The sequence below is a fragment of the Kitasatospora sp. NPDC042419 genome, assembly GCF_056437345.1.
This window is the reverse complement of sequence record NZ_JBWKAW010000010.1, coordinates 206,028-230,824: the sequence shown is the minus strand read 5'-3', so window position 1 is coordinate 230,824 and position 24,797 is coordinate 206,028. Positions and strand designations below refer to the sequence as shown.

The 24,797-nt window shown below is 74.7% G+C and carries 22 protein-coding genes and 1 pseudogene; 14 read left to right on the top strand and 9 right to left on the bottom strand.

From position 1 onward, the window contains the following. Positions 1–149: 149 nt before the first annotated feature. Positions 150–785, bottom strand: a complete 636-nt coding sequence (locus AC067J_RS21100) for a hypothetical protein (protein WP_478301331.1) — start codon at positions 783–785, stop codon at positions 150–152. Positions 786–997: 212 nt separating this feature from the next. On the opposite strand from AC067J_RS21100, the gene AC067J_RS21095 reads away from it, so the two are divergent. The 4 genes and pseudogenes from AC067J_RS21095 (at position 998) to AC067J_RS21080 (ending at position 4,188) form a co-directional block, all read left to right on the top strand. Beyond that, positions 998–1,213 carry a hypothetical protein gene (locus tag AC067J_RS21095; RefSeq protein ID WP_478301329.1) on the top strand — a complete coding sequence of 72 codons (216 nt, stop codon included), beginning with the start codon at positions 998–1,000 and terminating at the stop codon, positions 1,211–1,213. Positions 1,214–1,324: 111 nt separating this feature from the next. Then, positions 1,325–2,026 (top strand): annotated as a pseudogene (locus AC067J_RS21090) (PepSY domain-containing protein); the annotation flags it as partial. A gap of 292 nt (positions 2,027–2,318) precedes the next feature. After that, entirely contained in the window at positions 2,319–3,101 is a 783-nt protein-coding gene (locus tag AC067J_RS21085; RefSeq protein ID WP_478301327.1) for a TSUP family transporter, read from the top strand. A gap of 301 nt (positions 3,102–3,402) precedes the next feature. After that, positions 3,403–4,188, top strand: coding sequence for an alpha/beta fold hydrolase (locus AC067J_RS21080; RefSeq protein WP_478301325.1), 786 nt, complete (start codon positions 3,403–3,405; stop codon positions 4,186–4,188). 152 nt (positions 4,189–4,340) lie between these two features. Here AC067J_RS21080 and AC067J_RS21075 read toward each other — a convergent pair whose 3' ends face one another. Beyond that, positions 4,341–5,060: a TMEM175 family protein gene (locus AC067J_RS21075; protein WP_478301323.1), complete on the bottom strand. Its 720-nt coding sequence runs from the start codon at positions 5,058–5,060 to the stop codon at positions 4,341–4,343. Between the two features lie 244 nt (positions 5,061–5,304). Between AC067J_RS21075 and AC067J_RS21070 the strand changes: the two genes are divergently transcribed. Beyond that, positions 5,305–6,144, top strand: a complete 840-nt coding sequence (locus AC067J_RS21070) for a class E sortase (RefSeq protein ID WP_478301321.1) — start codon at positions 5,305–5,307, stop codon at positions 6,142–6,144. Positions 6,145–6,293: 149 nt separating this feature from the next. On the opposite strand, the gene AC067J_RS21065 is transcribed toward AC067J_RS21070, so the two are convergent. After that, positions 6,294–8,015: a PLP-dependent aminotransferase family protein gene (locus tag AC067J_RS21065; RefSeq protein WP_478301319.1), complete on the bottom strand. Its 1,722-nt coding sequence runs from the start codon at positions 8,013–8,015 to the stop codon at positions 6,294–6,296. A gap of 179 nt (positions 8,016–8,194) precedes the next feature. Here AC067J_RS21065 and AC067J_RS21060 point away from each other — a divergent pair, with 179 nt between their 5' ends. The 3 genes from AC067J_RS21060 to AC067J_RS21050 all read left to right on the top strand — a co-directional run bounded on the left by AC067J_RS21060 (position 8,195) and on the right by AC067J_RS21050 (position 9,966). Further along, positions 8,195–8,686 (top strand): Lrp/AsnC family transcriptional regulator, encoded by a 492-nt coding sequence (locus AC067J_RS21060; protein WP_478301317.1) that lies wholly within the window; start codon positions 8,195–8,197, stop codon positions 8,684–8,686. Between the two features lie 93 nt (positions 8,687–8,779). Then, positions 8,780–9,367, top strand: coding sequence for a DinB family protein (locus tag AC067J_RS21055; protein WP_478301316.1), 588 nt, complete (start codon positions 8,780–8,782; stop codon positions 9,365–9,367). A 290-nt stretch (positions 9,368–9,657) separates the two neighbouring features. Next, on the top strand, positions 9,658–9,966 hold the full coding sequence (locus AC067J_RS21050) for a hypothetical protein (RefSeq protein ID WP_478301314.1): 309 nt from the start codon (positions 9,658–9,660) through the stop codon (positions 9,964–9,966). Positions 9,967–10,185: 219 nt separating this feature from the next. Here AC067J_RS21050 and AC067J_RS21045 read toward each other — a convergent pair whose 3' ends face one another. Next, positions 10,186–10,902 (bottom strand): NAD(P)-dependent oxidoreductase, encoded by a 717-nt coding sequence (locus tag AC067J_RS21045; RefSeq protein WP_478301312.1) that lies wholly within the window; start codon positions 10,900–10,902, stop codon positions 10,186–10,188. Positions 10,903–10,994: 92 nt separating this feature from the next. On the opposite strand from AC067J_RS21045, the gene AC067J_RS21040 reads away from it, so the two are divergent. Continuing rightward, on the top strand, positions 10,995–11,678 hold the full coding sequence (locus AC067J_RS21040) for a TetR/AcrR family transcriptional regulator (protein WP_478301311.1): 684 nt from the start codon (positions 10,995–10,997) through the stop codon (positions 11,676–11,678). A 93-nt stretch (positions 11,679–11,771) separates the two neighbouring features. On the opposite strand, the gene AC067J_RS21035 is transcribed toward AC067J_RS21040, so the two are convergent. Then, complete coding sequence (locus tag AC067J_RS21035) at positions 11,772–12,404, bottom strand: hypothetical protein (protein WP_478301309.1); 633 nt, start codon at positions 12,402–12,404, stop codon at positions 11,772–11,774. 696 nt (positions 12,405–13,100) lie between these two features. On the opposite strand from AC067J_RS21035, the gene AC067J_RS21030 reads away from it, so the two are divergent. Then, positions 13,101–13,319 (top strand): hypothetical protein, encoded by a 219-nt coding sequence (locus tag AC067J_RS21030; RefSeq protein WP_478301308.1) that lies wholly within the window; start codon positions 13,101–13,103, stop codon positions 13,317–13,319. 176 nt (positions 13,320–13,495) lie between these two features. Then, complete coding sequence (locus AC067J_RS21025; protein WP_478301306.1) at positions 13,496–14,191, top strand: ribonuclease H family protein; 696 nt, start codon at positions 13,496–13,498, stop codon at positions 14,189–14,191. 18 nt (positions 14,192–14,209) lie between these two features. Here the strand turns inward: AC067J_RS21025 and AC067J_RS21020 are convergent, their stop codons facing one another. Continuing rightward, entirely contained in the window at positions 14,210–14,413 is a 204-nt protein-coding gene (locus AC067J_RS21020; protein ID WP_478301304.1) for a hypothetical protein, read from the bottom strand. A 267-nt stretch (positions 14,414–14,680) separates the two neighbouring features. Between AC067J_RS21020 and AC067J_RS21015 the strand changes: the two genes are divergently transcribed. After that, the gene (locus tag AC067J_RS21015) at positions 14,681–15,106 is read left to right on the top strand and encodes a carboxymuconolactone decarboxylase family protein (protein WP_478301303.1); all 426 of its coding nucleotides are present in this window, start codon (positions 14,681–14,683) and stop codon (positions 15,104–15,106) included. A gap of 194 nt (positions 15,107–15,300) precedes the next feature. Next, positions 15,301–16,959 carry an alkaline phosphatase D family protein gene (locus AC067J_RS21010; protein ID WP_478301302.1) on the top strand — a complete coding sequence of 553 codons (1,659 nt, stop codon included), beginning with the start codon at positions 15,301–15,303 and terminating at the stop codon, positions 16,957–16,959. Positions 16,960–17,061: 102 nt separating this feature from the next. On the opposite strand, the gene rox is transcribed toward AC067J_RS21010, so the two are convergent. Beyond that, a complete protein-coding gene (gene rox / locus AC067J_RS21005) occupies positions 17,062–18,498 on the bottom strand; it encodes a rifampin monooxygenase (protein ID WP_478301301.1) in 1,437 nt (478 codons plus the stop codon). 472 nt (positions 18,499–18,970) lie between these two features. Between rox and AC067J_RS21000 the strand changes: the two genes are divergently transcribed. After that, a complete protein-coding gene (locus AC067J_RS21000; RefSeq protein ID WP_478301299.1) occupies positions 18,971–20,461 on the top strand; it encodes a DUF7507 domain-containing protein in 1,491 nt (496 codons plus the stop codon). Positions 20,462–20,617: 156 nt separating this feature from the next. Here AC067J_RS21000 and AC067J_RS20995 read toward each other — a convergent pair whose 3' ends face one another. Both AC067J_RS20995 and AC067J_RS20990 read right to left on the bottom strand, forming a co-directional pair. Continuing rightward, entirely contained in the window at positions 20,618–21,679 is a 1,062-nt protein-coding gene (locus AC067J_RS20995; RefSeq protein ID WP_478301297.1) for a phosphatidylinositol-specific phospholipase C domain-containing protein, read from the bottom strand. 168 nt (positions 21,680–21,847) lie between these two features. Further along, a complete protein-coding gene (locus AC067J_RS20990; RefSeq protein WP_478301295.1) occupies positions 21,848–24,691 on the bottom strand; it encodes an AfsR/SARP family transcriptional regulator in 2,844 nt (947 codons plus the stop codon). Positions 24,692–24,797 lie beyond the last annotated feature (106 nt).

Below are 24,797 nucleotides of genomic sequence, written 5' to 3'. Positions count from 1 at the left end.
CGCCCGGCGGGGCGCGCGCGAGGCCTTCCGGGACGCCGGAACCGGGTACGCCGGAACCGCGGACGCCAGGGCTCGCGACGCCGGTTCGGTACGCCGGGGCCCGGGACGCCGGTTCGGGCGGACCGGCCGCTACGAGCGGACTGCGGCCGTCACCGGAGTCCGATCAGACCCCAGCCCCGGGCCCCGGCCCGCGTGACCACCTCACCCCACTCGCGCATGAGCGCGACGGCCTGGTCGAAGCTCCGGGGCCGGGCCGCCCAGCCGGCGGACTCGGAGCCGAAGGGCCCGCGGAGTTCCTCCAACCGCGGCTCGGCCGCCTCCCAGGCGCGGACCAGCGCCGTCACCTCGTCCGGTGCGCGGAGCAGGAGCACCCGGGGGCGCCACGGCGCCGGGTCGCCGGGGAAGCCCCCGGCCGGCGGAGGATCGTCGTCGTCGGTGGCCGCCGCGGCGGCGGCCTCCGGACTCTCCCACACCAGGCCGCCCAGAAAGCAGTCGAGGGCCTCCCGCAGCTCGGGCGGGGCCGAAGCCCTCATGTCGTCCCAGGCGTTGGCCAGGTGGAAGTGCCAGCTGTAGGACCCGGTGGTACCGAAGAACCGGTACTCGGCGCACCACGGCGACCGCCGCTGCCACACCCACCCGCCCTTCACCGCGTAGTCGGCCTCCTCGCACGACTCGCAGCAGAAGTCCGGGTACACCGCGTCGGTCAGTACCTCCAGGCGCTCCCCCGCCGGTGTCCGCGCGAGCCGCTCCCAGTCGGCCATGACCACCGTGATGTCCAGTCCCATCCACGCAGGCTAACAACCGCTCGCGAGCCCGAGGACGCGGGGACGGACGCCCGGCCGGCCCGGGGCCCGCGGGGCGACGGCAGCGCAGGCGCGCCGCACGTCCGACTCCTTCAACCACCTTGCCTGCAAGGATGTTTGGCACTCCGCCCCTCCCGGGCAGAACGCAGGAAGGCGCGCTGCCGCGCCGACCGTACGCAGCCAGGGTGGCCCCCATGCACGAAACCGGACCCGAACCGCTCGCGACGTTCTGCGGCGACTGCAACTGCGGTTGCCCGCACCTGTTCGTCGACCCGGACGCCCCCGCCGACCGGAGGGTGCGGATCACCGACGACTTCGGCCAGCGGATCCAGATGAGCGGGGACCAGTTCCTCGACCTCGTCGCCCAGGCGAAGGCCGGCCTGCTGGACCGCCTCGGCGCCGCCCGGTAGAGCCCCGTTTGACCACGGATGAGCCACTCGACCCGCCGGTGATTCCCGTCACACGGCGTGTCCGTTCCGGCCGTACCACCGCGCACCTCCGGCGGTGCAACAACCGACCGGGCCGCACGCGCTGACGCGCCGCCAGACTCCCGCGCCTCCCCCGGGCCGCCGGCCGACGGCGGCGCCGAGCCGGTCCGGACGCCGGGCGCCGGCGAGCACTCCGGCCACGAAGGCCACGGAGGTGCCGCGCCCGCGCCCGCCGACCCGGACCCGGCCGCCTTCGACGCCGCCCTCACCGCCGCCCGGAGCACCGGGCTGGGCGGCACCGTGACCGTCACTCCGGCCGAGGACCCGGCCTCCGCCTGGACGGTGGCGCAGAAGGACGACACCTGGCCCGTCCACTACGACCGGGTCGCGGTCGACACCGCCACGGGCACGGTGACCGCGCACACCCGCTGGGCCGACCACCCGCTCCTGGCCAAGCTCTCCAAGCTCGGCGTCCAGGGCCACATGGGCAAGCTGTTCGGCCTCGCCAACCAGCTCGTCCTCACCGCCCTGGCCGTCGGGCTGAGCTTCGTCACCGTCCTCGGCTACCGGATGTGGTGGCAGCGCCGCCCCACCCGCGCCGACCGTTCGGCCCGCTTCGGCAAGGCGCCTGCCCGGGGCGCCTGGCGGCGTCTGCCGCTGCCCGCCCTCGCCGTCGGGGTGCCCCTGACGGCGGCCGTCGGCTGGGCCCTGCCCGTCCTGGGCGTCACCCTGCTCGCCTTCCTCGCCGCCGACGCCCTCACCGGCCTGGTCCGCCGCAGCGGCAGCACGAACTGACCGACCCGTGCCCGGGGAGGGCGGTCACCGACGGCCGCCCTCCCCGGGCACGGTGGAGAACGACGGGACACCCACGGGACGTGAGGCCCGGCCACCGAGTGGCCGGGCCTCACGTCCGTCCCGGGCGCCTCGGGAGCAGCGACGCACTCGACCGGTCCCGGCGGAGACCGGACGGCCCGGACCGGTCTGGTCCAGTCCAGCCCGGTCCGGTCCAGTCCGGTCCGTGGACGCGCCCCGCCGGGTGCGCGGGCGTGGCGGATACTGACCCGAGGACGTGCTGAGGGGGCTCGCGGTGAGCTGGTCTTCGAGCCTGCTCGGCTTCGCCGCCGGGCTGCTGATCTCGATGGTGACGGCGCCGGTGGGCGTGTCCGGGGCGGTGTTCCTCCTGCCGGTCCAGGTCAGTGTCCTGGGCGTGCCGAGCCCGGCGGTGACGCCGACGAACCTGCTGTTCAACGTCGTGGCCGGGCCCGGTGCGCTGCTGCGCTACCGCAGGGCCGGGAGGTCGGGTGGGCCGCTCACCCGGTTGCTGATCGCGGGCACCGTGCCTGGCGTCGTCATCGGCGCCGTGGTGCGGGTGTTCGCCGTCCCCGGACCGCGGGTCTTCCGGCTGCTGGTCGCCGGCCTGCTGCTGCCGCTCGGCGTGTGGTTGTGCCTCCGCACCCTGCGCCCCGCCGGATCCCGTGCCGCCACCGCGCCGACGGCCCGGACCACCACGGGACTCGCCCTGGCCGTCGGTGTCATCGGCGGGGTCTACGGGATCGGCGGCGGTTCCGTCCTCGGCCCGGTCCTGGTCGGCCGCGGCGTTCCGATCGCCGAGGTGGCACCCGCCGCGCTGGCCTCGACGTTCGTGACCTCGCTCGTGGGCGCCGGCACCTACGCGGCGCTGGCCCTGGCCGCCACCGGCGACATCGCGCCGGACTGGATGCTCGGCCTGTCCTGCGGCCTGGGCGGCCTGGGCGGCGGCTACCTCGGCGCCCGCTTCCAGCCGCACGTGCCCGAGACCGCGCTGCGGCTGCTGCTCGGCGTCCTGGCCGTCGCCGTCGGCGTGCTCTACGCCGTACAGGGCCTGGGCTGACCCGCACGCCACCGACCGGACGCACCCCGCGTGCCCACCGGGCCCCGGCGGACGGGGAGTCGAAGGACCCGGTCGCCCCGGGTGGTTCCGACCGCCGCGCCGCCGACCGGCGCCCCGGCCGGGATTGGACACCGACGCACCCGGGCATCGTCTGAGCCATGGCGACGCCGGGGGGCGCCGTGCGGCGGCCGACATGCCGCGCTCGGCCCTGGGTCACCCGTCGGCGGGCGGCAGCGCGGGAGACTGCGGGAGGTCGAACGAGACGGAGGGACCAACCGTGGGCGGTACCGCGCCATTCCGCATGTGGGACGTTCGGGAGTCGGGCCCCGCCGACGCCCCGCACCGGGTCCTGCTACTGCCCGGAGCGCTGTGCAGTGCGGCCTTCTACGAGGACATGACGGCCGCGCCGCCGCTCGCCGACGCACCGATCAGGCTGCTGGCGGCGACCGTCCCCGGCCATGCCGGGACGGTCGCGCCCACGGACCTGTCGATGGAGAACTACGCGGCGATCACCGGCGCCTTCGCGGCCGACCACGGCTGCACGGTCGTGGTCGGTCACAGCATCGGCGCCAACATCGCCCTGGAGATGGTGGCCGGCGGGCACTTCTCCGGTCCGGTGGTGCTGCTCTCCCCGACGTTCTCGCGCCCGGACGAGACCAAGGCGCTGGCGGTCGCGACGTCGATCGGGCGGGTCCCCGGTCTCGGGGCCCTGGCCTGGCCGGCGATGCTGTGGCTGACGCCGAAGGCGCTGGCGGACAGCATCCCGGAGCGGCGCAGGCCGGCGCTGATCGCCGAGCTGGAGAAGAACTCCGCGTCGTTCTGCCGGCAGTCCATGATCGAGTACTTCGCGTACCTGGACCGGCACGGCTCGCTGGTGACGCGGCTGTGCGGCTCCGGGGTCCGGGCGTGGGTGGTGCGCGGCGACCGGGACGAGATCGGACTGACCGACGCCGAGCGCGCCGGGCTGGAGGCCTGCCCCTCCGTGACCCTGGAGGCGGTCGCGGACAGCGGACACCTGGTGATGGTGGAGCAGCCGGAGGCCGTCGCCCGCCTGGTCGCCGACGTGGTGCTCGGCACGGGCCGCTGACCGCACCCGCTCCACCGGGTACGGGCACGGGCACGGGGACGGGGACGGACGCGGTTGTGACGGCGCCTGTGACGGGCGCCGCCCGACGGTCACGGTCGGGGTTCCTCGTCGCGTTCCGCGGCCGGAGCGCGACAGTGCCGCCGTCCGGCCGCTCAGGACAGGCCCCCGGCGGACAGGCTCTCGGCACGCTCGCGCCGGCCGATGCCGATCTTCAGCGGCACCAGGACGGTCCAGCACCACATCGCCGCGGCGGGCGACGCGAAGGCGATCGGCACCGTCGCGCCGAAGACCAGTACCGTCACACCGAGGTCGGCCGTGATCCACCTCGTGCCCGCCGACGCGGCCGGACCGGGACCGGCGGCCGTCCCGGCGGCCCGGGCGGGAGCAGCGGCGTCCCCGGTTGCTGCGGTGCCCCCGGGAGCGGAGGACGACGCGCCGTCCGGGCGGGGGCTGCGGCGGACGGCCCGCAGGAGTGCCAGCTGGAGCAGGTCGATCACGCTCACCGTGATCGCGTAGCCGGCGACCGCTTCGGGCTGCGAGGCGTACTCGGAGAGCATCGCGGAGGGGAACGGCACCATCGCGATCATCCCCAGCCCGGCCAGCGCGAGCGTGAGCGACCTGCCTTCGAGCGCACGGGCCTGCCCGAGGATCCTTCGGTGGTCGCGCCAGAAGGCGGCCAGGATGGCGAAGCTCAGCGCGTAGGCGCCGAGCTTGGGTAGCGCGTCCCGCACCGCGTCCCGGAACGCCGTGTCGTCCAGCCCCGGCGGCACCTGGACGTCCAGGACCAGGAGAGTCATCGCGATGGCGAAGATCCCGTCGGACAGGGCGATCAGGCGCCCCAGGCCCAGCTCGGCAGATGCCCTGGCATTCACCCGGGACAGCTTGGCGGGGCGGGTGCGCGTCCCCGGCCATTGCGCCGAAGGCGGGCACGGCGGGGACCGGTCCCGCCGTGCGGGCGGGAGCGGGCCGTGGTGCGCGGGCGGGGCGGCTCCGGGGCGGCGAAGATGACGATAGGCGAACGTTCCGCCTCCGCCGGTCCTCCGACCCGCCGCCGGACACCGCCGATGAGGCACCATGGGCAGCCCACGAACCACCCCCGGACCCCACAGGACCCCCGTGCCCGCACCACAGGTCATCGCCGCCGCGCTCACCGGAGCCGTCCTCGCCCTGCTCGCGGGCTGCGCGGGTGGCGCCGCCGGCCCGGGAACGGCCGACCCGCCCACCGCGGCTTCGGCTCCCGCGAGCCCGCCCGGCGCGCCGGTGACGCCCGGCCCCGCGGCGGGCACCTCCCCCGCCGACGTCACCGGCAGCGCCACCCCCACCGCCCCCGCTACCCCTTCTGCCCCTGCTGCCACCGGAGCCACCGGAGCCACCGGTAGTCCGACCCCCGGCACGACGCCCGTCCCCGCCGCGACGCCCGCCTCCGCCGGCGCGGCGGCGCGGACCGAGACGGCCGTCCTGGCCATCCCGTCGATCGGCCTGACGGGGCTGAAGGTGGTCCCCTACCGGGGCACCACCGACGACGGGCCCGGCACCCGGATCCAGAACGGCGGGGTGGCCGCCAGCCCCTTCGGCGAGCAGGGCGGCGTCGGCCCGGGCGAGGTGGGCAACTACCTGGTCACCGCGCACCGGCTCTCGGCCGGGAGCCCGCTCCGGGACCTCCCGTCGGTGCGCAACGGCGACACCGTGCTGGTCACCCTGGGCGGCACCGAGTACGAGTACGTGGTCACGGACACCCGCACCACCTCGTTCCGTTCCCCGAGCTCGCTGGCCGAGCAGCGCGCGGCCGTCCCGGGACGGCCGGGCGAGCCGGCCGTCCAGCCGATGATCACCGTCTCGACCTGCGCCACTCCGGAGGACAACGCCGCGGGCAACCGCTGGCGGGACGCCAACGGCAACCCGGAGCACCGGATCGACAAGATCGGCGTCCTGCGCGCCACCCGGCCCGCGGGCTGAGCGCATCGCCCGGTTCACCGGCGCGGGGCGCCGACTCAGGGCCGACTCAGGGCCGGCTCAGGGCCGGCTCAGGGCCGACTCGGGGCGCCGTCCCGGGCGGTCCCGCCCCGGGCGGGGTCCGTCACCGGCTGTCCGTCACCGGCGGTCCGTCACCGCGGGAGGGCGGGCCCGGCCAGGACGGTGGGGTCCTCGGCGAGGTCGTCGAGCAGGGCGTCCAGCTTCGCCCGGTCGACCGAGGGCATCACGAAGACGTGCACGTAGCTGCGCCGGGTGGACTCGTCGCCCGGGACCATCAGGACGTCCTGGGAGGAGAGCGACCACTTGGCCACCAGTTCGGGGCCGGGCTTGCGGAACCGCACGGTGACGGCCCCCGGGTTCCGGGCCGTCCACAGCTCGACGCCGGTCCGGCGCTCCAGCTCCTGCAGCCTCGTCTCCAGGTAGCCCGCCAGTTCCTGGGCGGCGCGGATCCGGTCCACCTGGTCCCGGTAGGAGTACCGGGACAGGTGGTTCCAGAGGACGAGCGGGGAGAACCCGTTGCGCGAGCCGGCGAAGGTGGTGTCCGGTGCGCCGATGTAGTCCGGCTGGGACGGCGGCGAGATCTGGTACTTGACCTTCGTCATGTAGATGCCGCACGGCCACGGCGCGCCGGGCCACTTGTGGCCGCTCATGGCGATCGAGGAGACCATGTCGACGTCGCCGGACCGCTCGGTGGGCAGGGTGAGCCCGAAGTCGAACTCCGGCACCGCCGCCTCGGGGGCCCAGCCGTACGCGGCCGGGTCCTGGGAGGCGAGCCGCAGGAACGGCGCGTAGCCGGCGCCCAGCGCGCCGTCGACGTGGATCCAGAAGCCGCGGCGCCGGTCGACCAGCGGCTCGCCGGTCCGCGGGTCCGTGCCGTACACCACCTCGCGCCGCACCAGGCCGTGCCGTTCGAGGATCGGCAGCAGTCGCTCGCAGACCGCCCGGACGTCGTCGTGGGCTCCCTTGAAGGTGCTGCCGAGGTTGAGGTTGACGAAGACCGGGTGGCCCTTCGCGGCGAAGAACTCGACCAGCACCGCCAGGGCGTCGACGTCGATCTCGCCGGGACCGTCCCAGGACCGGCCGGAGGGGCCGGGGGCGGAGGGCACCTCGGCCGGCCATTCGCGGCGGCCGGTGGCCGGGTCGACCAGCGGGCACTCGTCCGGGTACCGCTCCTGCCCGACGGCCTGGAAGGTCTCGACGCCCAGCACCCGGACGGCCTTGGCGAAGGAGTAGTGGGTGTCCTCGGAGTAGAACGCCACGGGGCGGTAGGCGTTCGGGTTGTGCCGGTCGGGCGCGGCCCGGACGTACCGGGGGGCGTCGAGCGGGGCGGTCGGCGACTGGATCAGCGCCTTGCCGCTCAGGTAGTCGCGGGCGTTCCAGAGCGCGTACATGTTGCCCTCGGTCGAGCCCATGGACAGCATGTAGCCCCAGTACGACTCGGGGTCGGCGGGGTCGTGGGGCCGCCGGGCGTTCCACAGCGCCGCGTAGTAGTCGAGCACCGCGCGTTCCACGACCTTGGTGTTCGGCTTGTAGCCGCCGCTCTGGAACGGGTCGCCGAGGTTGTTGATGTTGTTCGGCATGAACCGGGCCAGGTCCAGCGCGCAGCCCTGCATGTCCTGGGTGGCCTGGTAGCCCACCAGGTGCCGGCGCTTGCGCGACAGGTACTCGTCCACGGTGTCCAGGGCCCGCAGGCGCCGGGCGTCGTCCAGGCCGCCCGCGGGGAGGGCGAAGTCGGCGCCGTCCAGCTCGGGCCCCGGGTCGACGGCGGGCCGCGGGTCGACAACGGGTGCCGGACCGACAGCGGGTGCCGGACCGACGGCGGGTGCGGCGGCGAAGTCGGTGGTCGGGCTCATGTGCGCGGCTCTCCCGGGTCACTGGTCGTCCGGTCCCCGGGCGGGGCGGCGGAGCGGCGTTCGCTGCTCGCCGCCAGGATGGAACTTCCGCGCATCGGCGGGAAGAGCAGCCGAAGAAGATTCGGCAGATGTACGAGAAGTCTTGCGAATCGTCGGAACCGGCTGGAATTCTGTGCGCCGTGCCGAACAATCCGCAGGCCCGCCGGGCGTCCGTCGACGACGTCGACCGCGCCATCGTCCGGGTCCTCGCCGACAACGCCCGGATGCCGAACAACGCCCTGGCCGAGGCGGTGGGCATCGCGCCCTCGACCTGTCTGGCCCGGGTGCGCGCGCTGCAGGAGCGCGGGATCATCCGCGGCTTCCGGGCCGAGGTCGACCCGGCCGCGATCGGGTTGCCGCTCCAGGCGATGATCTCGGTCCGGCTCCGGGCGCACACCCGGGAGCAGAACGAGAGCTTTCGGAGCACCGCCCCCGACCTGCCGGGCGTCCTGGCGGTCTTTCACATGGCGGGGTCCGACGACTACCTGCTGCACGTCGGGGTCGCCGGGCCGGAGGGCCTGCGCGACTTCGTCGTGGACAACCTCACGACCCATCCGGCGGTGGCGCAGACCCGCACCAACCTGATCTTCGAGCAGATAGCCGGCCGCCGGTACCTGGCCCAGGAGGGATGACGGATCGGCAGGGTGATGGCGGACAGGATCTGACCTAGACGGTCCCTACTGTGGTTCCTGTCGACGGAACGAGCTACTGACGAAGGCGGGACCATGAACGACATCACCACCCTCACCGTGCCCACCACCGCGCCTGCTGCGGCCACCCCGGCCACGGAGGCCGCGCCCGCGGCCACCGGCGAGCGGGCCGACCTGCTGGAACTGCTTGGCAAGCAGCGGGAGTTCCTGCGCCTCACCACCCAGGGCCTGACCGACGAGCAGGCCGGACGGCGCACCACCGTGAGCGAGCTCTGTCTGGGCGGGCTGATCAAGCACGTCGCATCGGTCGAGCGGGTCTGGGTGGACTTCATCCTGTCGGGCCCGTCCGCGATGCCCGACTTCAACCGGATGACGGAGGCGGACTGGGCCCGGCGGGAGGACGAGTTCCGGCTCCTGCCCGGGGAGACGCTGGCCGGCGTGCTGGCCGACTACGCCGAGGTCGCCCGCCGCACCGACGAGCTGGTCGCCGTCCTGCCCGACCTGAACGCCTCGCACCCGCTCCCGGCGGCTCCCTGGTTCGACGGCGACGTGCGCTGGTCGGCCCGCCGGGTCCTGATGCACATCGCCGCCGAGACCGCGCAGCACTCCGGCCACGCCGACATCCTCCGCGAGTCCCTGGACGGTGCGAAGAGCATGGGCTGACCCGATGGCCGGCCCGCCTGAGGCCGGCGACGCAGTCCCCCGGCCCCGCGATCTCCCGGCAGCGACGGCGGGCCGCCGAAGGTACGGCGGCCCGCACCCGTGCCTCGCCGACTCCGGTGGCAGATCCGGGACTTACCGTCGACGACCGCGCCTTCAAGGTTCCTCGCAAGGTTTCTCCCAGACCGGCCGAGCAGAGTTGCCGACATGACCGCACCGGCGAGGACGACCGCCGGGTGCGGACACGGACGGCGGGACCGCACCGGTCCCCCGCATCGACGGAAGGTCACAGCATGAACATCCGTAGGACTCTCGCCGGACTCGCGCTCGGAGCCGTCGCCGCCATCGGCGCCGTGGCGGTGCCGGCCCAGGCCCAGGCGGCGCCCACCGGGGCCGTCCGGACCTCCGAGGGCGGCGGCGCCACGGCGGACGGCCGGCTCGCGGCACCGGTCAAGCACTTCTACAGCAGCCACCCGAGCGTGGCGGCCTGCCAGACCAAGGGGTCGTACTGGCTGCGCCAGCACCCCAACTGGATCGCGACCTGCGAGCCGGGCCTGGGCACCGACGGCAAGTGGAAGGTCCACCTCTACCTGTGGTACTAGACCGCCCGTAGAGCCCTGACGGAGCCGCCGGGCCCGCCCTCGCGACGGGACCCGCCCCGGCAGGCCCCGCTGCCTGATGCCCGCACAACCGAGGTGCGGCCAAGGGGAGTTCATCGGGCCGTACCTGTCGATCGACAGGTACGGCCCGCGGCGCTCGGCGCGGGGCCAGCCCCGTCGCGGGACCCGCCCGCCCGCGGTCCGCCGACTGCGGCAGTGCCTTCAGTCCCGGTCGCGCGGGGTTCCGGCGTGGGCGAGCGCGCTCGCGGTCCGGCAGCCGACGATCGCCGGGGCCTCCCGGACGAGCGCGTCGTCGGTGAGCGCAGCCACCATGAACAGCGCGAAGTCCACCCGGCGCGTCAGGTTGCCGGCCAGTACCGGGTCGCCCACGTGCCGGCTCCACACGGGAAGGCCCTGGCTCTCGCCCTCCTCCAGGTCGCTGCCGCGCACCACGGTCCACCGGGTGTCGCTCGCGAACACCCGCCGACACGCCTCCACCTGGTCGTCGATCTCGGCGGCGCGGACGAGCTTGCCCAGCACGGCAGCGATCCGAACGCCCAGGAGGAACATCCGCGAGTACTTGTCCTTGCCGTCGCGCGTGATGTGCCAGCCGCAGGAGAAGACCAGGCGCGCGCCCGGCCGCGCGTGGTCCAGGACCGCCTGCGCCGTACCCGACGCGTACTGCTGCACGCCCCAGGGCACCAGCACCGTCAGCACCCCGTCGCACCCGGCGACCGCCCGCCGGATCACCTCCGGGTCGTTCGTCGCTCCGGGGACGACGGTGATCCGGCCCTCGAACGCGGCCAGCTTCGGCACACTGCGCTCCCGGCAGACGCCGACCACCTCGTAGCCGCGCTCCAGCGCGTGCCCGACCATGTACTGCCCGAGCTTCCCCGAAGCCCCGATGATGCAGACCTTCTTCACGCGATCCTCGCCCACGGCGCAGCCCCTTCGCCGACATGGTGACCTTATGCTGTAAGGCACGTTAGCCTTACCACGTAAGGCAGTCAATGGACGTGGAGGAGGGGCGGATGCCCGAGGGAGGCAAGGGCCGGCGCGGAACACCGACCCGCACGCCGCTCAGCCGTGAGCGCGTGATCCGTGCGGCGGTGGAAGTGGCGGACGCGAAGGGGTCGGCCGCCCTCACCATGCGGGCCATCGCCCAGCCGCTGGGAGTGGAGGCGATGTCGCTCTACCACCACGTGGCAGGCCGGGAGGAGATCCTCGACGGCATGGTGGACGCGGTGTTCGGCGAGATCGAGCTACCGCCGCACGACACCGACTGGAAGAGCGCCATGCGACAGCGCGCGGTCTCCGCGCGCGCCGCCCTGCTGCGCCACCCCTGGGCGATCGGCCTCATGGACTCCCGCGCCCAGCCCGGCCCGGCGACCCTGCGCCACCACGACGCCGTCATCGGCGCGCTGCGCACCGGCGGATTCTCCGTACCGATGGCCGCGCACGCCGTCTCGCTGATCGACAGCTACCTGTACGGCTTCGTGCTCCAGGAGGTGAGTCTGCCGTTCAAGGGCGGGGCGGAGCTGGACGAGGTCGCGGGCGCCATCCTGAGCGAGATGCCCGCCGACGCCTACCCCCACCTCGCCGAGCTGGCCGCCGAACACGTCCTCAAGCCCGGCTACGACTACGCCGACGAGTTCCCCTTCGGCCTCGCCCGCATCCTCGACGCCCTCCACCCGGACGAGGCCCCGGGCGCGTAGCCGGGCGCGCAGCCAGGCCACGGTCCGTACTCGCAGGACCGTACTCGCACCTCACCGGCACCGGCGCGTCAGGGGCGGTGCCGGTGAGGGTCGTCAGTGAACCCCGCCGGGACGGAAACCCGGGGAGCCCAGCTCCTCGAACCAGCTCGGCGGCTCGGGCGCGGTGAACGCGGCGGCCACGGCGTCCAGCCAGGCGGCGAACGTGGGGAAGTCCGGGGCCGGGTCGGCCCCGCCCTCCCAGCCCCCGCCCTCGACGTAGCGTGCGCGCCCTTCCTCGTCGTCCTGGTGGTGGTAGTAGACCGGGTACTCGCCGTTCGCGTCCGGCTGGGTGACATCGAAGCACCAGACCCCCTCGCCGTCCGCGTCGGCGAGGGCGAACCCGACCAGGTGGTTGGTGGACAGCCACCGGCCGTCGCCGCGGTCCACGTGCTCCGGCAGGTGCACGAGATCGGAGTTCAGCTCGGCGATGGCATCGTCACCGACGACGACGAACTCCCTGTACTCGTCGGTTGCGACGTCCCCGCGCCTGCAGGCGAAGGTGTTGTGCTCGGCGAGGAAGGCCCGGTAGGTGGGCGGGGCCGTCCAGTCGACGGTTCCGAAGTGGGGTTCCAGCCCCGTCTCGCGGGCACGGACGGCTTCGGCGGAGGCCGGTTCCGACGCCGAGATCGAGACCGTTCCGGCTTCGCCGGCACGGCGAAGGACTGCCAGGCTCTCGTGTATCGACATCGCATCCCCTGAACTGGTGACCAGACGGCCACATGGCGTGGCCCGACGGCTGTGCGTGCCTGACTATGGCCGACGCCGACGACAGGCCGGATCCGCGGAGCTGCCGCAGCGGCGGCACCGGGTCATCAGCCGTGGCCGTACGGACAGTACGAACTGACCCTCCGTCAGACGGTGAAGCGCCCGGCAGCGGCGAGGCGGCGCAGCCGGCGCGAACAGCGGCCCGCCCCAGGTCGGCGGCGGGGCGCCGGGCGGGGCTCCCGGCGTCAGGACGTCGGTGACGGGACGGGCCCCGGGCGGCGCAGCTCCGCGTAGACCGACCAGACCACCGAGACGGCGGGGACGGCGACCACCGCACCGAAGGCCGCCTCACCGTCATGCCCCACCGCCTGGGTCCGCGCGCCGCACCCGGCCCCCGAGCGGGGGGACCCGTTCGGCGCGCACCGCGCCGCGGGAGGGTGGACGCCTGCCCGGCCCCGGGGGCCGGCCGTACGGCCGGGGGCTGCTGGGGTGCGAGAACGACATGCACCCTGCATAGCGGGTGCGACAGCGCACGGGCCGTTCCCGCGCCGACGGACACCCACCGCGCGGTCGACCCTTCACCCCGCCCCACGGCCCCCGCCCCACGGCCCGCTCGTCCCCCGGCCGCGGACCGGCCCCTCCGGGGCAGCCCGGCGCGCCAGGACCTATGCTGCCCGGATGATCCGAACCGGCCGCTACCGATGGCGCACCCGCCTGCGCCGCAACCTGCCGTGGTTCCTGGTCGATCGGGGCCTGGCCGCCAAGGGCGGGCAGGATTGCGGAGCGCACGAGTGGTACAACCACGACGGTGTCGTCGCGCACTGCTACCACTGCGAACCGGGTGAGCAAGCCTGGAGCGGCCGTTCCGACAGCCGCACGTCTCCGGCCGGTGGCTGATCACGGCGTCCGTCCGTGACGGGGCAACGAGCGGGCGCACCCGGCAGGGTGCTCCCCCCGCACACGCCGCGCCGGCCCGGGTCGGGGGGAGCACCCTGCCGGGCCAGGTCGCCCGGGGCGGCTGCGCGCGCCCACCGGCTTGGACCGCACGTCCCCGGCCCTGGCATGATCGGTCCATGATCGAACGAGTCATCGCCGCCTGTGACGGAGCCGCCAAGGGGAACCCCGGCCCGGCGGCCTGGGCCTACGTGGTGGCCGACAGCGCCGGAGTGCCGCAGCGCTGGCAGGCCGGTCCGCTCGGGCACAGCACCAACAACATCGGCGAGCTGACCGCGCTCCAGCAGCTGCTGCTCGCCACGGACCCCGCCGTTCCGCTGGAGGTCCGCCTCGACAGCACGTACACCCGCGACGCGGCGACCAAGTGGCTGGTGGGCTGGAAGCGCAACGGGTGGAAGACCGCCGCCGGCAAGCCGGTGGCCAACCGCGAGATCATCCAGTCGATCGACGCGCTCCTGGAGGGCCGGGACGTCGTCTTCGTGTACGTTCCCGCCCACCAGGTGGACGGCGACCCGCTGAACGCCGTCGCGGACAAGGCCGCCAGCGACGCCGCCCGGACCCAGGAGGCGGCCGGCGGAACCGGCGCGGACCTCCCCGAGCCGGAGCCGGCCACCGCCGCACGGACGTCGCCGCGCAGCGGTCGGCCCGCCGCAGCCCCGTCCACGACGGCGAAGCGCCCCTCGGGCGGCTCGCGGACCCTGAAGGCCCGCTTCGCCGGCACGTGCCCGTGCACCCGCTCCTACGCCAAGGGCGACACCATCACCAAGGTCGGCAGCAGCTGGGGGCACCCCCAGTGCGCGGGCGCCCACGCCTGAGCGGCGTCCCGGACCGGGTCAGGCTCCCCCGCCCTCCACGTCGGTCTCGGCGGCGATGTCGGCGTCGAGCCTGGTCCCCGGGTCCGGGGGCAGGCCCACCTCCTCGCGATCCTCCTCGGTGCGCTCCTCCAGCTCGTCCTCGTCGGGACGGCGCGGCAGGCCGCGTCCGTGCCCGGTGTCGGGGTCGCCTTCGACCTGCTTGTTCGACTTGTGGTGTGCCATCGCTCCTCCTCGTCAGGACGGCGCCGCCGCCGGCTTCCGGTGCACCGGAAGCCGGCCCGGGGATCACCAATCCACTCAAGCCCGCTCCGGCAGTGCCCGCAAGCCGAACCGGGGCAGCCCTGCGGAGCACCGGCACGCCGCCGCGGCGACGGTGCCGGACTTGAGCTGGTGCCGGACTTGAGCTTGAGTGCACTCGAAGTCCTACGGTCGTGGCAGTACCGGACACGACGAGAAGCCGCCGCCGCGCAGCTGGAACGGACCGCCACGATGAACGACACCCCCACGAACGCCGCCGAATCCCGCCAGGACCGCTTCGACCGCGGCATGGAGGTGCTCACCCGCGTCGACGGCGAGGGCGGACAGCGCGTGGTCGACGCACTGGCCGACATCAGTCCCGAGCTGGCCCACCAGGTCGTCGCCTGGGGGTTCGGCGAGATCTACCGCCGCCCGGGGCTGGCGCCGCGCGACCGGCAGCTGGTCACCCTGGGCATGCTCACCGCGCTCGGCGGCTGCGAGCCCCAGCTGGACGTCCACGTCAACGCCGCCCTCAACGTCGGCCTCACCCCCGAGGAGATCGTCGAGGCGCTGCTGCACTCCGCCGCCTACTGCGGCTTCCCCAAAGCCCTCAACGCCACCTTCGTCGCCAAGAAGGTCTTCGGCGAGCGCGGTCTCCTGCCGGTCGCGGCCGACTGAGGACCGCACCCTCTGCACCTTCTGCACCCGCCGCTCTCGCAATACCCCCAACGCCCGCAATTCCCGCGACACCCGCCGCAGTTCACCCGTGCTTCGACGGCAGGAGACGGGCCGTTCGTGTCACCTCCACGGGCATCTGATGGAATGTCAGCCCCAGGGTTTCCGTTCCGCAGAACCGCGCCAGGAGGTCGTCCATGCCGCCGTCCACGACGAGCACGTCACCCGCCCCGCAGGAGCCCCGGCCGCCCCGGTCGCGGGCCGCCCTCAGCCGGCGCGGCCTGCTGGTCGGCGCGGCCGTCGCGGCGGGCGCCCAGGCGCTCTCCGTCCGCACGGCGCACGCGGAGCCGGTGCGCCGTGACCCCTTCCTCCTCGGCGTGGCCAGCGGGGACCCGCTGCCGGACGGGGTGGTCCTGTGGACCAGGCTGGTGGCCGACCCCTTCGAGCCCGCGTCCATGGGGCCCAGGGCGGTGCCCGTGACCTGGGAGGTCGCCCACGACCAGGGCTTCCGCCGGATCGCCCGGCGCGGCGTCGGCATCGCGGAGCCGGCCCGGGCGCACAGCGTCCATGTCGACGTGCGCGGGCTGCAGCCGGGCCGGGAGTACTGGTACCGCTTCCGCGCGGGCCGCCACCTGAGCCCGGCGGGCCGGACGCGCACCGCCCCGGCGTACGGCTCCCACCCCGACCGGCTGCGGATAGGCGTCGTCAACTGCCAGGACTGGCAGCACGGTTACTGGCCCGCGTACAACGCCCTCACCGAGGAGGACCTCGACGTCGTCCTGCACCTCGGGGACTACATCTACGAGACCGACCCCAAGAGCGCCTACCCCGACCGGCTGCACACCACCCCGCAGACCCCGGGGTTCGACCAGCTCTCCACCCTCGCGGACTACCGCGCCCGGCACGCCCAGTACAAGACCGACCCGGCCCTGCAGGCCGCGCACGCGGCCTTCCCGTGGGTCGTCACCTGGGACGACCACGAGGTGGAGAACAACTACGCCGGCCTGGTCGACGAGTTCGACGACACCGGCGCCGGCCACCAGGACCCCGCCGCGATGGCCCTCCAGCGGGCCGCGGCGTACCAGGCCTACTACGAGCACATGCCGCTGCGGACCCCGTACCGCAACGGCTCCCCCGACTACCGGATCCACCGCCGCTTCGACTTCGGCGACCTGCTGCGGCTCAACGTGCTCGACACCCGGCAGTACCGGACCGACCAACCCGGCTCGTACTACGAGGACTTCGGCCCCCTCTCGGCCGGAACGGGCAACACCGGCGGCACGCTGACCGGCGCCGAGCAGGAGGCCTGGCTGCGGCGCGGGCTCACCGGTTCGCCGGCCCGGTGGAACGTCATCGCCCAGCAGGTGATGATGAGCCAGATCCGCTTCCCCAACTTCCTCGACCCGGCCCACCCCCTGCCGCCGATCGCCAACCTCGACCAGTGGGACGGCTACGACCCCGCCCGCACCCGGCTCCTGCGGTTCCTCCGCGACACGGCGGTGGCCAACCCGGTGGTGCTCGCCGGGGACATCCACTCCTCCTGGTTCAGCGACCTGCGGATCGACCGCGACGACCTGGCCAGTGCCCCGGTGGCGGTCGAGTTCACGGCGACCAGCGTCAGCTCGGACTTCCCCGTGGCGTTCGACGCACCGCTCAAGGCGCTCAACCCGACCCTCAACCCGCACGTCCGGTACTTCGACGGGCTGCGACGCGGCTACCTGCGGCTGGACGTGAACCGGGAGCGGTGGCTCACCGACGCCAGGACGGTCGACAGCACCGCCGTCCGGACGTCGCCGGTGCGGACCACGGCCTCGTGGGCGGTGGCCGCCGGCCGGCCCGGCCTGACCGCCCCGTAACAACCGCCACCCCGTGTTCGCCCCGCCACCTCTCCGCCACCGCCCCGCCACCGGCCGGCCTGGCCCGGTGGCGGGGCGTCGGACCGGGCCGTGGCCGTGCGCTCACCCGGCTGGGGCGCCGAACCACTCGGACAGCCGGGCGTGCAGCTCCTCCTGGTCCTGGCCGACCCACGCCGCGTGGCCGTCCGGACGCAGCAGCACCGCCGGCACGTCCGGTTCCCAGCCGGAGTCGACGACGTGGTCGACCCGGTCCGCCCAACCCTCCACCGAGAGGCGGCCGGTCCGGTCGAGCAGCAGGCCGCGGCCGCCGTGCATCAGCTCGTAGAGGCGCCCCCGCTCCAGCTTCACGTCCCGCATCCGCCGGCCGAGCAGGTCGTGCCCTTCGCCGAAGTCGTAGCGGACGCCGACCCCGGTGATCATCCCGGTGACGTACCGGTTCACCTCCTCGAAGTCCATCAGCGTCGAGAACAGCTCCCGCAGCGCGACGGCACCCGGGTCGGCGCCCATCAGCGTGGTCTGCGCGCGGGTGTTGTCCAACACCCGCGCGCCCACCGGGTGCCGCTCGGCGTGGTAGCTGTCCAGCAGCCCCTCCGGCGCCCAGCCGTCGACCGCGGCGGCCAGCTTCCAGCCGAGGTTGAACGCGTCCTGCACACCGAGGTTGAGCCCCTGGCCGCCGACCGGCGGGTGGACGTGCGCCGCGTCACCGGCCAGCAGGACCCGGCCGACCCGGTAGCGCTCGGCCTGCCGGGTCGCGTCGCCGAACCGGGACAGGAAGCGCGGCGAGTGCACGCCGAAGTCGGTGCCCGCGAACACCCGCAACTGCCGCCTGAACTCATCGAGCGTCGGCGCCGTCGTACGGTCCTCGGCCACGCCGTCGGCGGGCACGACGATCCGGTACACCCCTTCGTTCCCGTCCACGTCGGGAATGGCGCCGAACCGCAGCTCGGTCCTGCGCACCTCCGCCACCACGGCGGCGATCGTCGCCGGGTCCTCGGTCGCCGCCATGTCGCCCAGCAGGGTCTCCACCCTGGCGGGCTCGCCGGGGAAGGCGACGCCGAGCAGCCTGCGGACCGTACTGCGGCCGCCGTCGCACCCGACGGCGTAGCGCGAGCGCAGCCCCGTGCCGTCCGCCAGCTCGACGGCCACCCCGTCCGCGTCCTGGCGCAGCCCGACCACCTCGCAGCCCCACCGGATCTCGGCCCCCAGTTCGAGCGCGTGCTCGTCGAGCAGCCGCTCGGTGGCCGGCTGCGGGGTGGTGAGGCCGTAGGGGTGCGCCGTGTCCAGCCCGTCCGGCCACGGCTTGTGGATGCCGCCGAAGAAACCGCCGACCTGGAACCTCTCACCGGCCGCGAGGAACCGGTCCAGCAGACCGCGCTGGTCCATGATCTCGACGCTGCGCACGTGCAGGCCCCGCCCGCGGGACTGCCCGGTCCGCTCGGTCAGCCTCTCCAGCACGACCACGTGCACACCGTGCAGCCGCAACTCGCACGCCAGCATCAAGCCGGTCGGTCCGCCGCCGACCACGATCACGTCAATCATCAGAACGCCCATTCGACGAGATTGGATTCCACCCGCCGCTCCGCACGGCCCGGCGGCGCGGCAGCCCTGCGCGACCTGCCCAAAGGCCGCAAAAGAACACAGATACCGTGAACCCGCCCTTTTCCTCCGGTTCCGGTCTCGGCCGCCCATTCTGCGCCCCGACCAGGGCCTTGCCGCAAGGCCCCCCGTGCGCTATACGTTGAAAAGGGAGAGGATTCGGCCCCCACCCGCAGGGGACGACCGCGGCGTGACGCCCAGTCATCCGACATCGATGGGGAACGGCCCTGCGGCGAAGATGCGACCGTGCCCGGTCCTCGCACAACCCACGTTCCGTCTGACTTGTTCGGATCCCTTGCCGGCTGGTCACCGCCCGGCGATGCCGGACACGGCTTCCCCCGCTCGCTCGACCTCATGCGAGCCCAGGGCACCGTGCCGCCCCAGGACGAGTCCTCATCGCCCCGCACCATCACGGGTGCTCGCCGGAGCGCTCCCGCTGGCCACGGTCGCCAGCGCGCAGTCACCGGCGCTGACGCTCACGCAGGGCGCCGCTCCGACGACCTTCACCGCGGCGGGCCAGACGGTCACCTTCTCCTACCTGCTGGCCAACACCGGTGACGAGCCGCTGACCTCGGTCACCGCCGCGAACTCCGCCTTCAGCGGCACCGGGACCGCTCCGGTGATCTCCTGTCCGGGCACCTCCCTCGCCCAGGGCGCCACGATGACCTGCAACGCGCTCTACGCGGTGACCCAGGAGGACGTCGACGCCGGCGGCATCACCAGTGTCGGCACCGCGACCGGCCAGGCGCCCTCCGGCGCCACGGTGACCGCGCCCGACTCCACCGTGACCGCGGTCGCCCTGCAGAGCGCCGCCCTCTCCGTCGAGAAGACCGCCGCCACCGCCGGCGGCGGTGGCGACAACCGGCGCTCGACGCTGGTGACGACCCTGACGCCGGGCCAGACGCTGGCCTACTTCTACGTGGTGACCAACACCGGGAACGTCACACTCGCCGGCGTGACGGTCACGGACACCACGTTCTCCGGCACGGGGACGCCCCCGGTGATCAGCTGCCCGCTGACCACGCTGCTCCCGCGCCAGTCCATGGCCTGCACGGCCGTGTACACGGTGACCCAGGCGGACGCCGAAGCCGGGACCCTGAGCAACACCGTCACCGCGACCGGCACCCCGCCCAGCGGTCCCCCGGTCACCTCCCCGCCCTCCACCGCCACGGTGACGTTCACGCAGAAGCCCGAACTCACCCTCGCCAAGTCCGCGACCCCGGAGGTGGTCGACCACGAGGGCCAGACCGTGAGGTACAGCCTGCTCGTCACCAACACCGGCAACGTCACACTCACCCACGCCGAGGTGACGGACACCGCGTTCGACGGCGCGGGGACCGCCCCGGTGCTCTCCTGCCCCGCCACGCCGCTGGCCCCTGGCGGCTCCCTGACCTGCACCGGCACCTACACCGTCACCGAGGCCGACCTCCGCAAGGAGACCCTCGCCAACACGGCCGTCGCCACCGCCGTCGCACCCGGCCCGACGAAGGTGACCTCGCCGCCCTCGTCGGCGACCGTGACGGTCAAGGGCCGGCCGCAGGCCAGCCAGACGCCGAGCCCCACTCAGACGGCGAGCCCGAGTCCCACGCACACCCCGAGCCCCACGCATTCGCCGCGGCCCACCCACTCGCCGCGGCCGACGCACTCCCCCCGGCCGACGCACTCCCCGAGCCCCGCCCACTCCCCGCGGCCCACGCACGCCCCGCACCAGAGGCCGCCCGCCCCGCAGCAGCCTGCGGGTCACGCCCCGGCGGCGCTGCCCGAGACCGGTGCCGGTGACCTCCTCACGGTCACGGCGGCGGGAGCAGCGCTGCTCCTCGCCGGCACGCCGGTGCTGATCGTCGCCGCCCGGCGACGCGGCGCCTCGGCGGGCCGGCGGAAGGGCGGCGGACGACTGCCCGAGTGACCACCCGGGTGACCGCCGGGACGGCCGCCCGAGTGGCCCCCTGAGCGGCACACCGTCAGAGCTCCGGCCCGCCACTGCCTGCAGTGGCGGGTCGGAGTGCGCGCGGCGCCCGTCAGCCGTCCGTCAGGCTCCCGTCAGCTGTCCGTCAGCCGTCCGTCAGCCGCGCGGCAGGACCAGGGACTGCACGGCGGGCAGCTTGCGCCAGTCGCTGGAGACGATGCTCGCGTGGGCCCGGGCGAGCTGTTCGGTCCGGCCGCGGGCCTGGTCGGCGGTGGGGTCGGTGCCGCTGATGGCCGGGGCGACCTTGTGGGCGTCGGTCATCGTCAGCAGGTAGTGGCGCGCGTCGTACCAGGAGGTGTCGATCCCTCCGGCGTAGGCGGCCGCGTCGCCGTCGAACACCACGAACCACGGGCGGATCGAGGTCTCCCCGTACTTGGTGCGCGGGTCGCCGGACGCGGCGCCGTGCACGGCGGGGAAGACCTGCGCGTCGCCGGTCCGGCCCGCCGCGGCCAGGTCGCGCAGGTGGCGCGCGTACTCGACGTCGGTGTGCAGCGTGTCGAAGGGGTTGCCCTCCTCGAACGAACCGGGGATCACGTACACCAGCACCCGCCCGGCGAGCGCCGCCCTGGTCGGCCAGTTGCCCGCGCGGACGGCCTCGTCGGCGTTCGCGTACGAGCCGCCGCCCGGCTTGGCGAGCAGGTCCGCCGGGCGCAGCACGGCGGCGCCCAGGTGGGCGGCGATCAGGGAGTCGAGGTGGGCGGGGCCCATGCCGCGGTTGCCGGCGAAGCCGGCCTTGAGCTCCAGCTTGACGACCAGCGGGCCGGCGCCGGGGTGGGCGCCGAGCCAGACGCGGACGTCGTCCAGGCAGGTCTCCAGGTTCTTGTTGCCGCCGCCGGAGTAGAGCTGGGCGGGGGTGCTCGCGCTGACGCAGTTGTTGGCGTTGCCCAGCGGGTTGGAGTGGCTGACCTTCCACTCCTTGGTGACGGTGTCCGCCCAGGCGTCCAGTTCGATCATGCCGGTGCCGGTGTCGAGGCCCTGGGCGAGGTAGCCGAAGGCGGCCGGGTCGTAGGTGTTGTGGAGTCCGACGGTGGTGGCCGAGCCGAACGGGAGGTCACCGGGGCCGGCCGCGGCCGTGACCGGTCGGGCCGGCAGCAGGACGGCGGCCGCGACGAGCAGGCCGGTGGTGAGGGTGCCGGTGAGGGTGCGGCGGACGGTCACGGTGTCTGTCCCCTTGTCAGAACGCTGCGGCGGACGCCCCGCCGCAGCAGATCATGTCCTATCCGGCCGTCACCGGAGTGAAGGGGGCACGACAAATCTGTGACGTCCGCATGCAGCCTCGACGGTGCGGCCCGGCGACAGCGGGCTACGACGCGGCCGGCGTCGGCGTCAGGGGGCCGAGGCGGGGAGGGCGGCGAGCTTCCCGCGGAGCTCCTCGACGGACGGGTGGCCGGTCTCGTCGGCGATCGTCAGCGCCTGCCGCCAGGCCTGCCGGGCCGCCTCGGGATCGCCCGTGGCGAGGTGGGTGTCGCCGAGGTGGCCCAGGATCTCCGTCTCGCCGTACCGGTCGCCGAAGCCCCGGTCCAGCGCGAGGGCCCGCCGGTAGCAGTCGAGGGCCTCGGCGTACTCGGCGAGGTGGTGGTGCACGTGGCCGAGGCTGTCCCAGGCGCCCGCCTCGCCGTGCCGGTCGCCGATCTCCTGGTTGAGCCGCACCGCCTGCGCGCAGTGCTCCAGGGCGGTGCGGTGGTCGCCGAGCATGATGTGCAGCCAGCCGACGTTGTTCAGCGCCCTGGCCTGGCCGCCCGCGTGGCCCGTCCGCCGGTACAGGTCCAGGGCCTGCTCGGCGTGGCCGAGGGCGTCCCGCTGCCGGTCCTGCTGGACCCGGACCCAGCCCAGGCCGCGGTGGGTGTGGGCCTGGCCGGTCAGGTCGCCGAGCCGTCGGTAGAGGTCGAGCGCGTGGTGGAAGTGGGCGTGGCCCTCGTCGAGCCGGCCCATCTGGGTGTGCACGCTGCCGAGACTGCGGTGCGCCCCGGCCTCCCGGTCCCGGTCGCCGAGCCGCCGTGCCGCGTCCAGCGCGGTCCGCTGGGTGGCCGCCCAGTCGTGCCAGTGGCCGCGGAAGTCGAAGAACGTCTCCAGCGCCCACGCGAGGTGCCAGGCCTGTGCGTCCAGGCGGAGCGCCGCCGCGCGGTCGATCGCGCCGAGCAGCACCGCGTGCTCGGTGGTGAACCAGGCGAGGGCCGCCGCGTGGTCCGCCGGCTCCTCGGGGGTGGCGCCGGGCGCGGCGGGTGGCGGGCCCACCCGGTCCCGGTGCGGGTCCAGCCGCTCGGCGGCGAGACCGGCCGTGTGCACGTAGAAGTCCGTCAGCCGCAGCAGCGCCCGGTCGTTGCCGTCCGGCTCCTGGCGCGCGCGTTCGGCCGCGTAGAGGCGGACGAGGTCGTGCAGCCGGTAGCGGCCCGGCACCGGCTGCCGGACGAGGTGCGCGTTCTCCAACTCCCCCAGCGCGGCGCGCGCGGCGCCGGCCGGCCGGCCGGTCAGCGCGGCGACGGCGGCCGGCCCGGTCTCCGGGCCCGGGGCGAGGCCGATCAGCCGGAACGCCTCGGCCGCCCCCGCGGTCAGGGCGCGGTACGACACGGTGAACGCCGCGCGCACGTCGGCCGTCAGGTCACCGGCGTCCAGCGCGTCCAGCCGTGCCGACTCGTCCCGGAGCTCCTCGGCCGGCACGGCCAGCGGGAAGTCGGGATGCGCGGCCGCCCGGGCGCCGACGACGCTGATCGCCAGCGGCAGGCCGGCGCAGTGCTCCAGCAGGGTGGCGACGGCGGCCGGCTCGGCCGCGGCCCGCTCCGCCCCGAGGTGGCGGACCATCAGCTCGCGGGCGTCCGGCGGGGCGAGCACGTCGAGCGTCAGCAACCGGGCACCGTGGGAGCTCGCCAGGCCGGTCAGCCGTCGGCGGCTGGTGACCAGTACCGAGCAGGTGGCGCTGCCCGGCAGCAGGTCGGCGGCCTGGCCGGCGTCGGCGGCGTTGTCCAGCACGACCAGCATCCGCCGGCCGTGGACCAGGCTCCGGTAGAGGCCGAGCTGCGCCTGCGGGTCGGCGGGCACCGCGTCGGAGGCGACGCCCAGCGCGTCCAGGAAGCCGCGCACCGCCACGGCGGGGGCCAGGGGCTCCCCCGAGGGGTCGAAGCCGCGCAGGTCCGCGTAGAGCTGGCCGTCCGGGAAGCGGTCGAGGTTCCGGTGCGCCCAGTGCAGGGCCAGCCAGGTCTTCCCGATGCCGCCGCTGCCGCCGATCGCGCAGACCGGCATCGCCGCTCCCGGCGCGCCTGTGGCGACGGCGGCCGTGTCGGCGGCGCCGGCGGCGGTGACCGTCGGGTCCAACGCCTCGTCCAGTCGGGCGAGTTGCCGCTCCCGGCCGGTCAGCCAGGACGGGCAGGCGGGGAGCTGGCGCGGTACGGGGAGGCCGGGCGGCGGCCCGGTGCTCGGGGCGGGCCGCGGGGCGGTCAGTCCGGGGTCGTCGGCGCGGACCTGCCGGTGCAGCCGCTCCAGCGCCGGGCCGGGGTCGGCGCCCAGCTCCTCGGCGAGTCGGTGCCTCAGTTCCCGGTAGTGGGCCAGGGCGTCGGCGCCGCGGCCGCTGCGGTACAGGGCGAGCATCAGCTGGCCGGCCAGCCGCTCGTCCAGCGGGTGCTGCGCGGTGCGGGCGGTGAGAGCGGACAGCACCTCGCCGTGCTGTCCGTTCCGCAGGCGGATGTCGGTGCCGTCGAGTTCGGCCGAAAAGCGTTCCTGCTCCAGACTGCGGCGCAGTTCGCGGAACCACGGCGTGTCGACGGTGGCGAAGGCCTCCCCCCGCCAGAGGTCGAGTGCCTGCCGCATCAGCCCCGCCGCCTGTTCTCCGTCCGCCGCCCGGGCGCGCGCGACGAGGGCGCGGAAGCGGTGGAGGTCCACGGCGCCCGGGTCCACCTCCAGGACGTAGCCGCCGGCCTGCCGCCCGATCCGTACCTCCGCGCCCGCACCGCCCAGGGCCCGACGAAGCCGCGACAGGTAGCTGTACAGCGTCCCCATGGCCCGCTGCGGTGCACGGCCCGCCCAGACCCGGTCGACGAGTTCGTCCGCGGGCACCGCCCGGTTGGCGTCCACGAGCAGCGCGGCCAGGACGCACCGCTGGCGCAGGTGCCCCACGTCGGCGGGCCGGCCCGCCACGCTCGCCTCGATCGTGCCGAGTACCCCGAACTCCACCGCCATGCCCACCGCCCCTTCGGCCGGAACCCTAGCCCGTGTCCCCCCGGGCCGTGCCGGGAACGCCGGGTCCGCCGCCGCCCTCCGGCCTTTTTCGCCAGGCCGCGCCGCG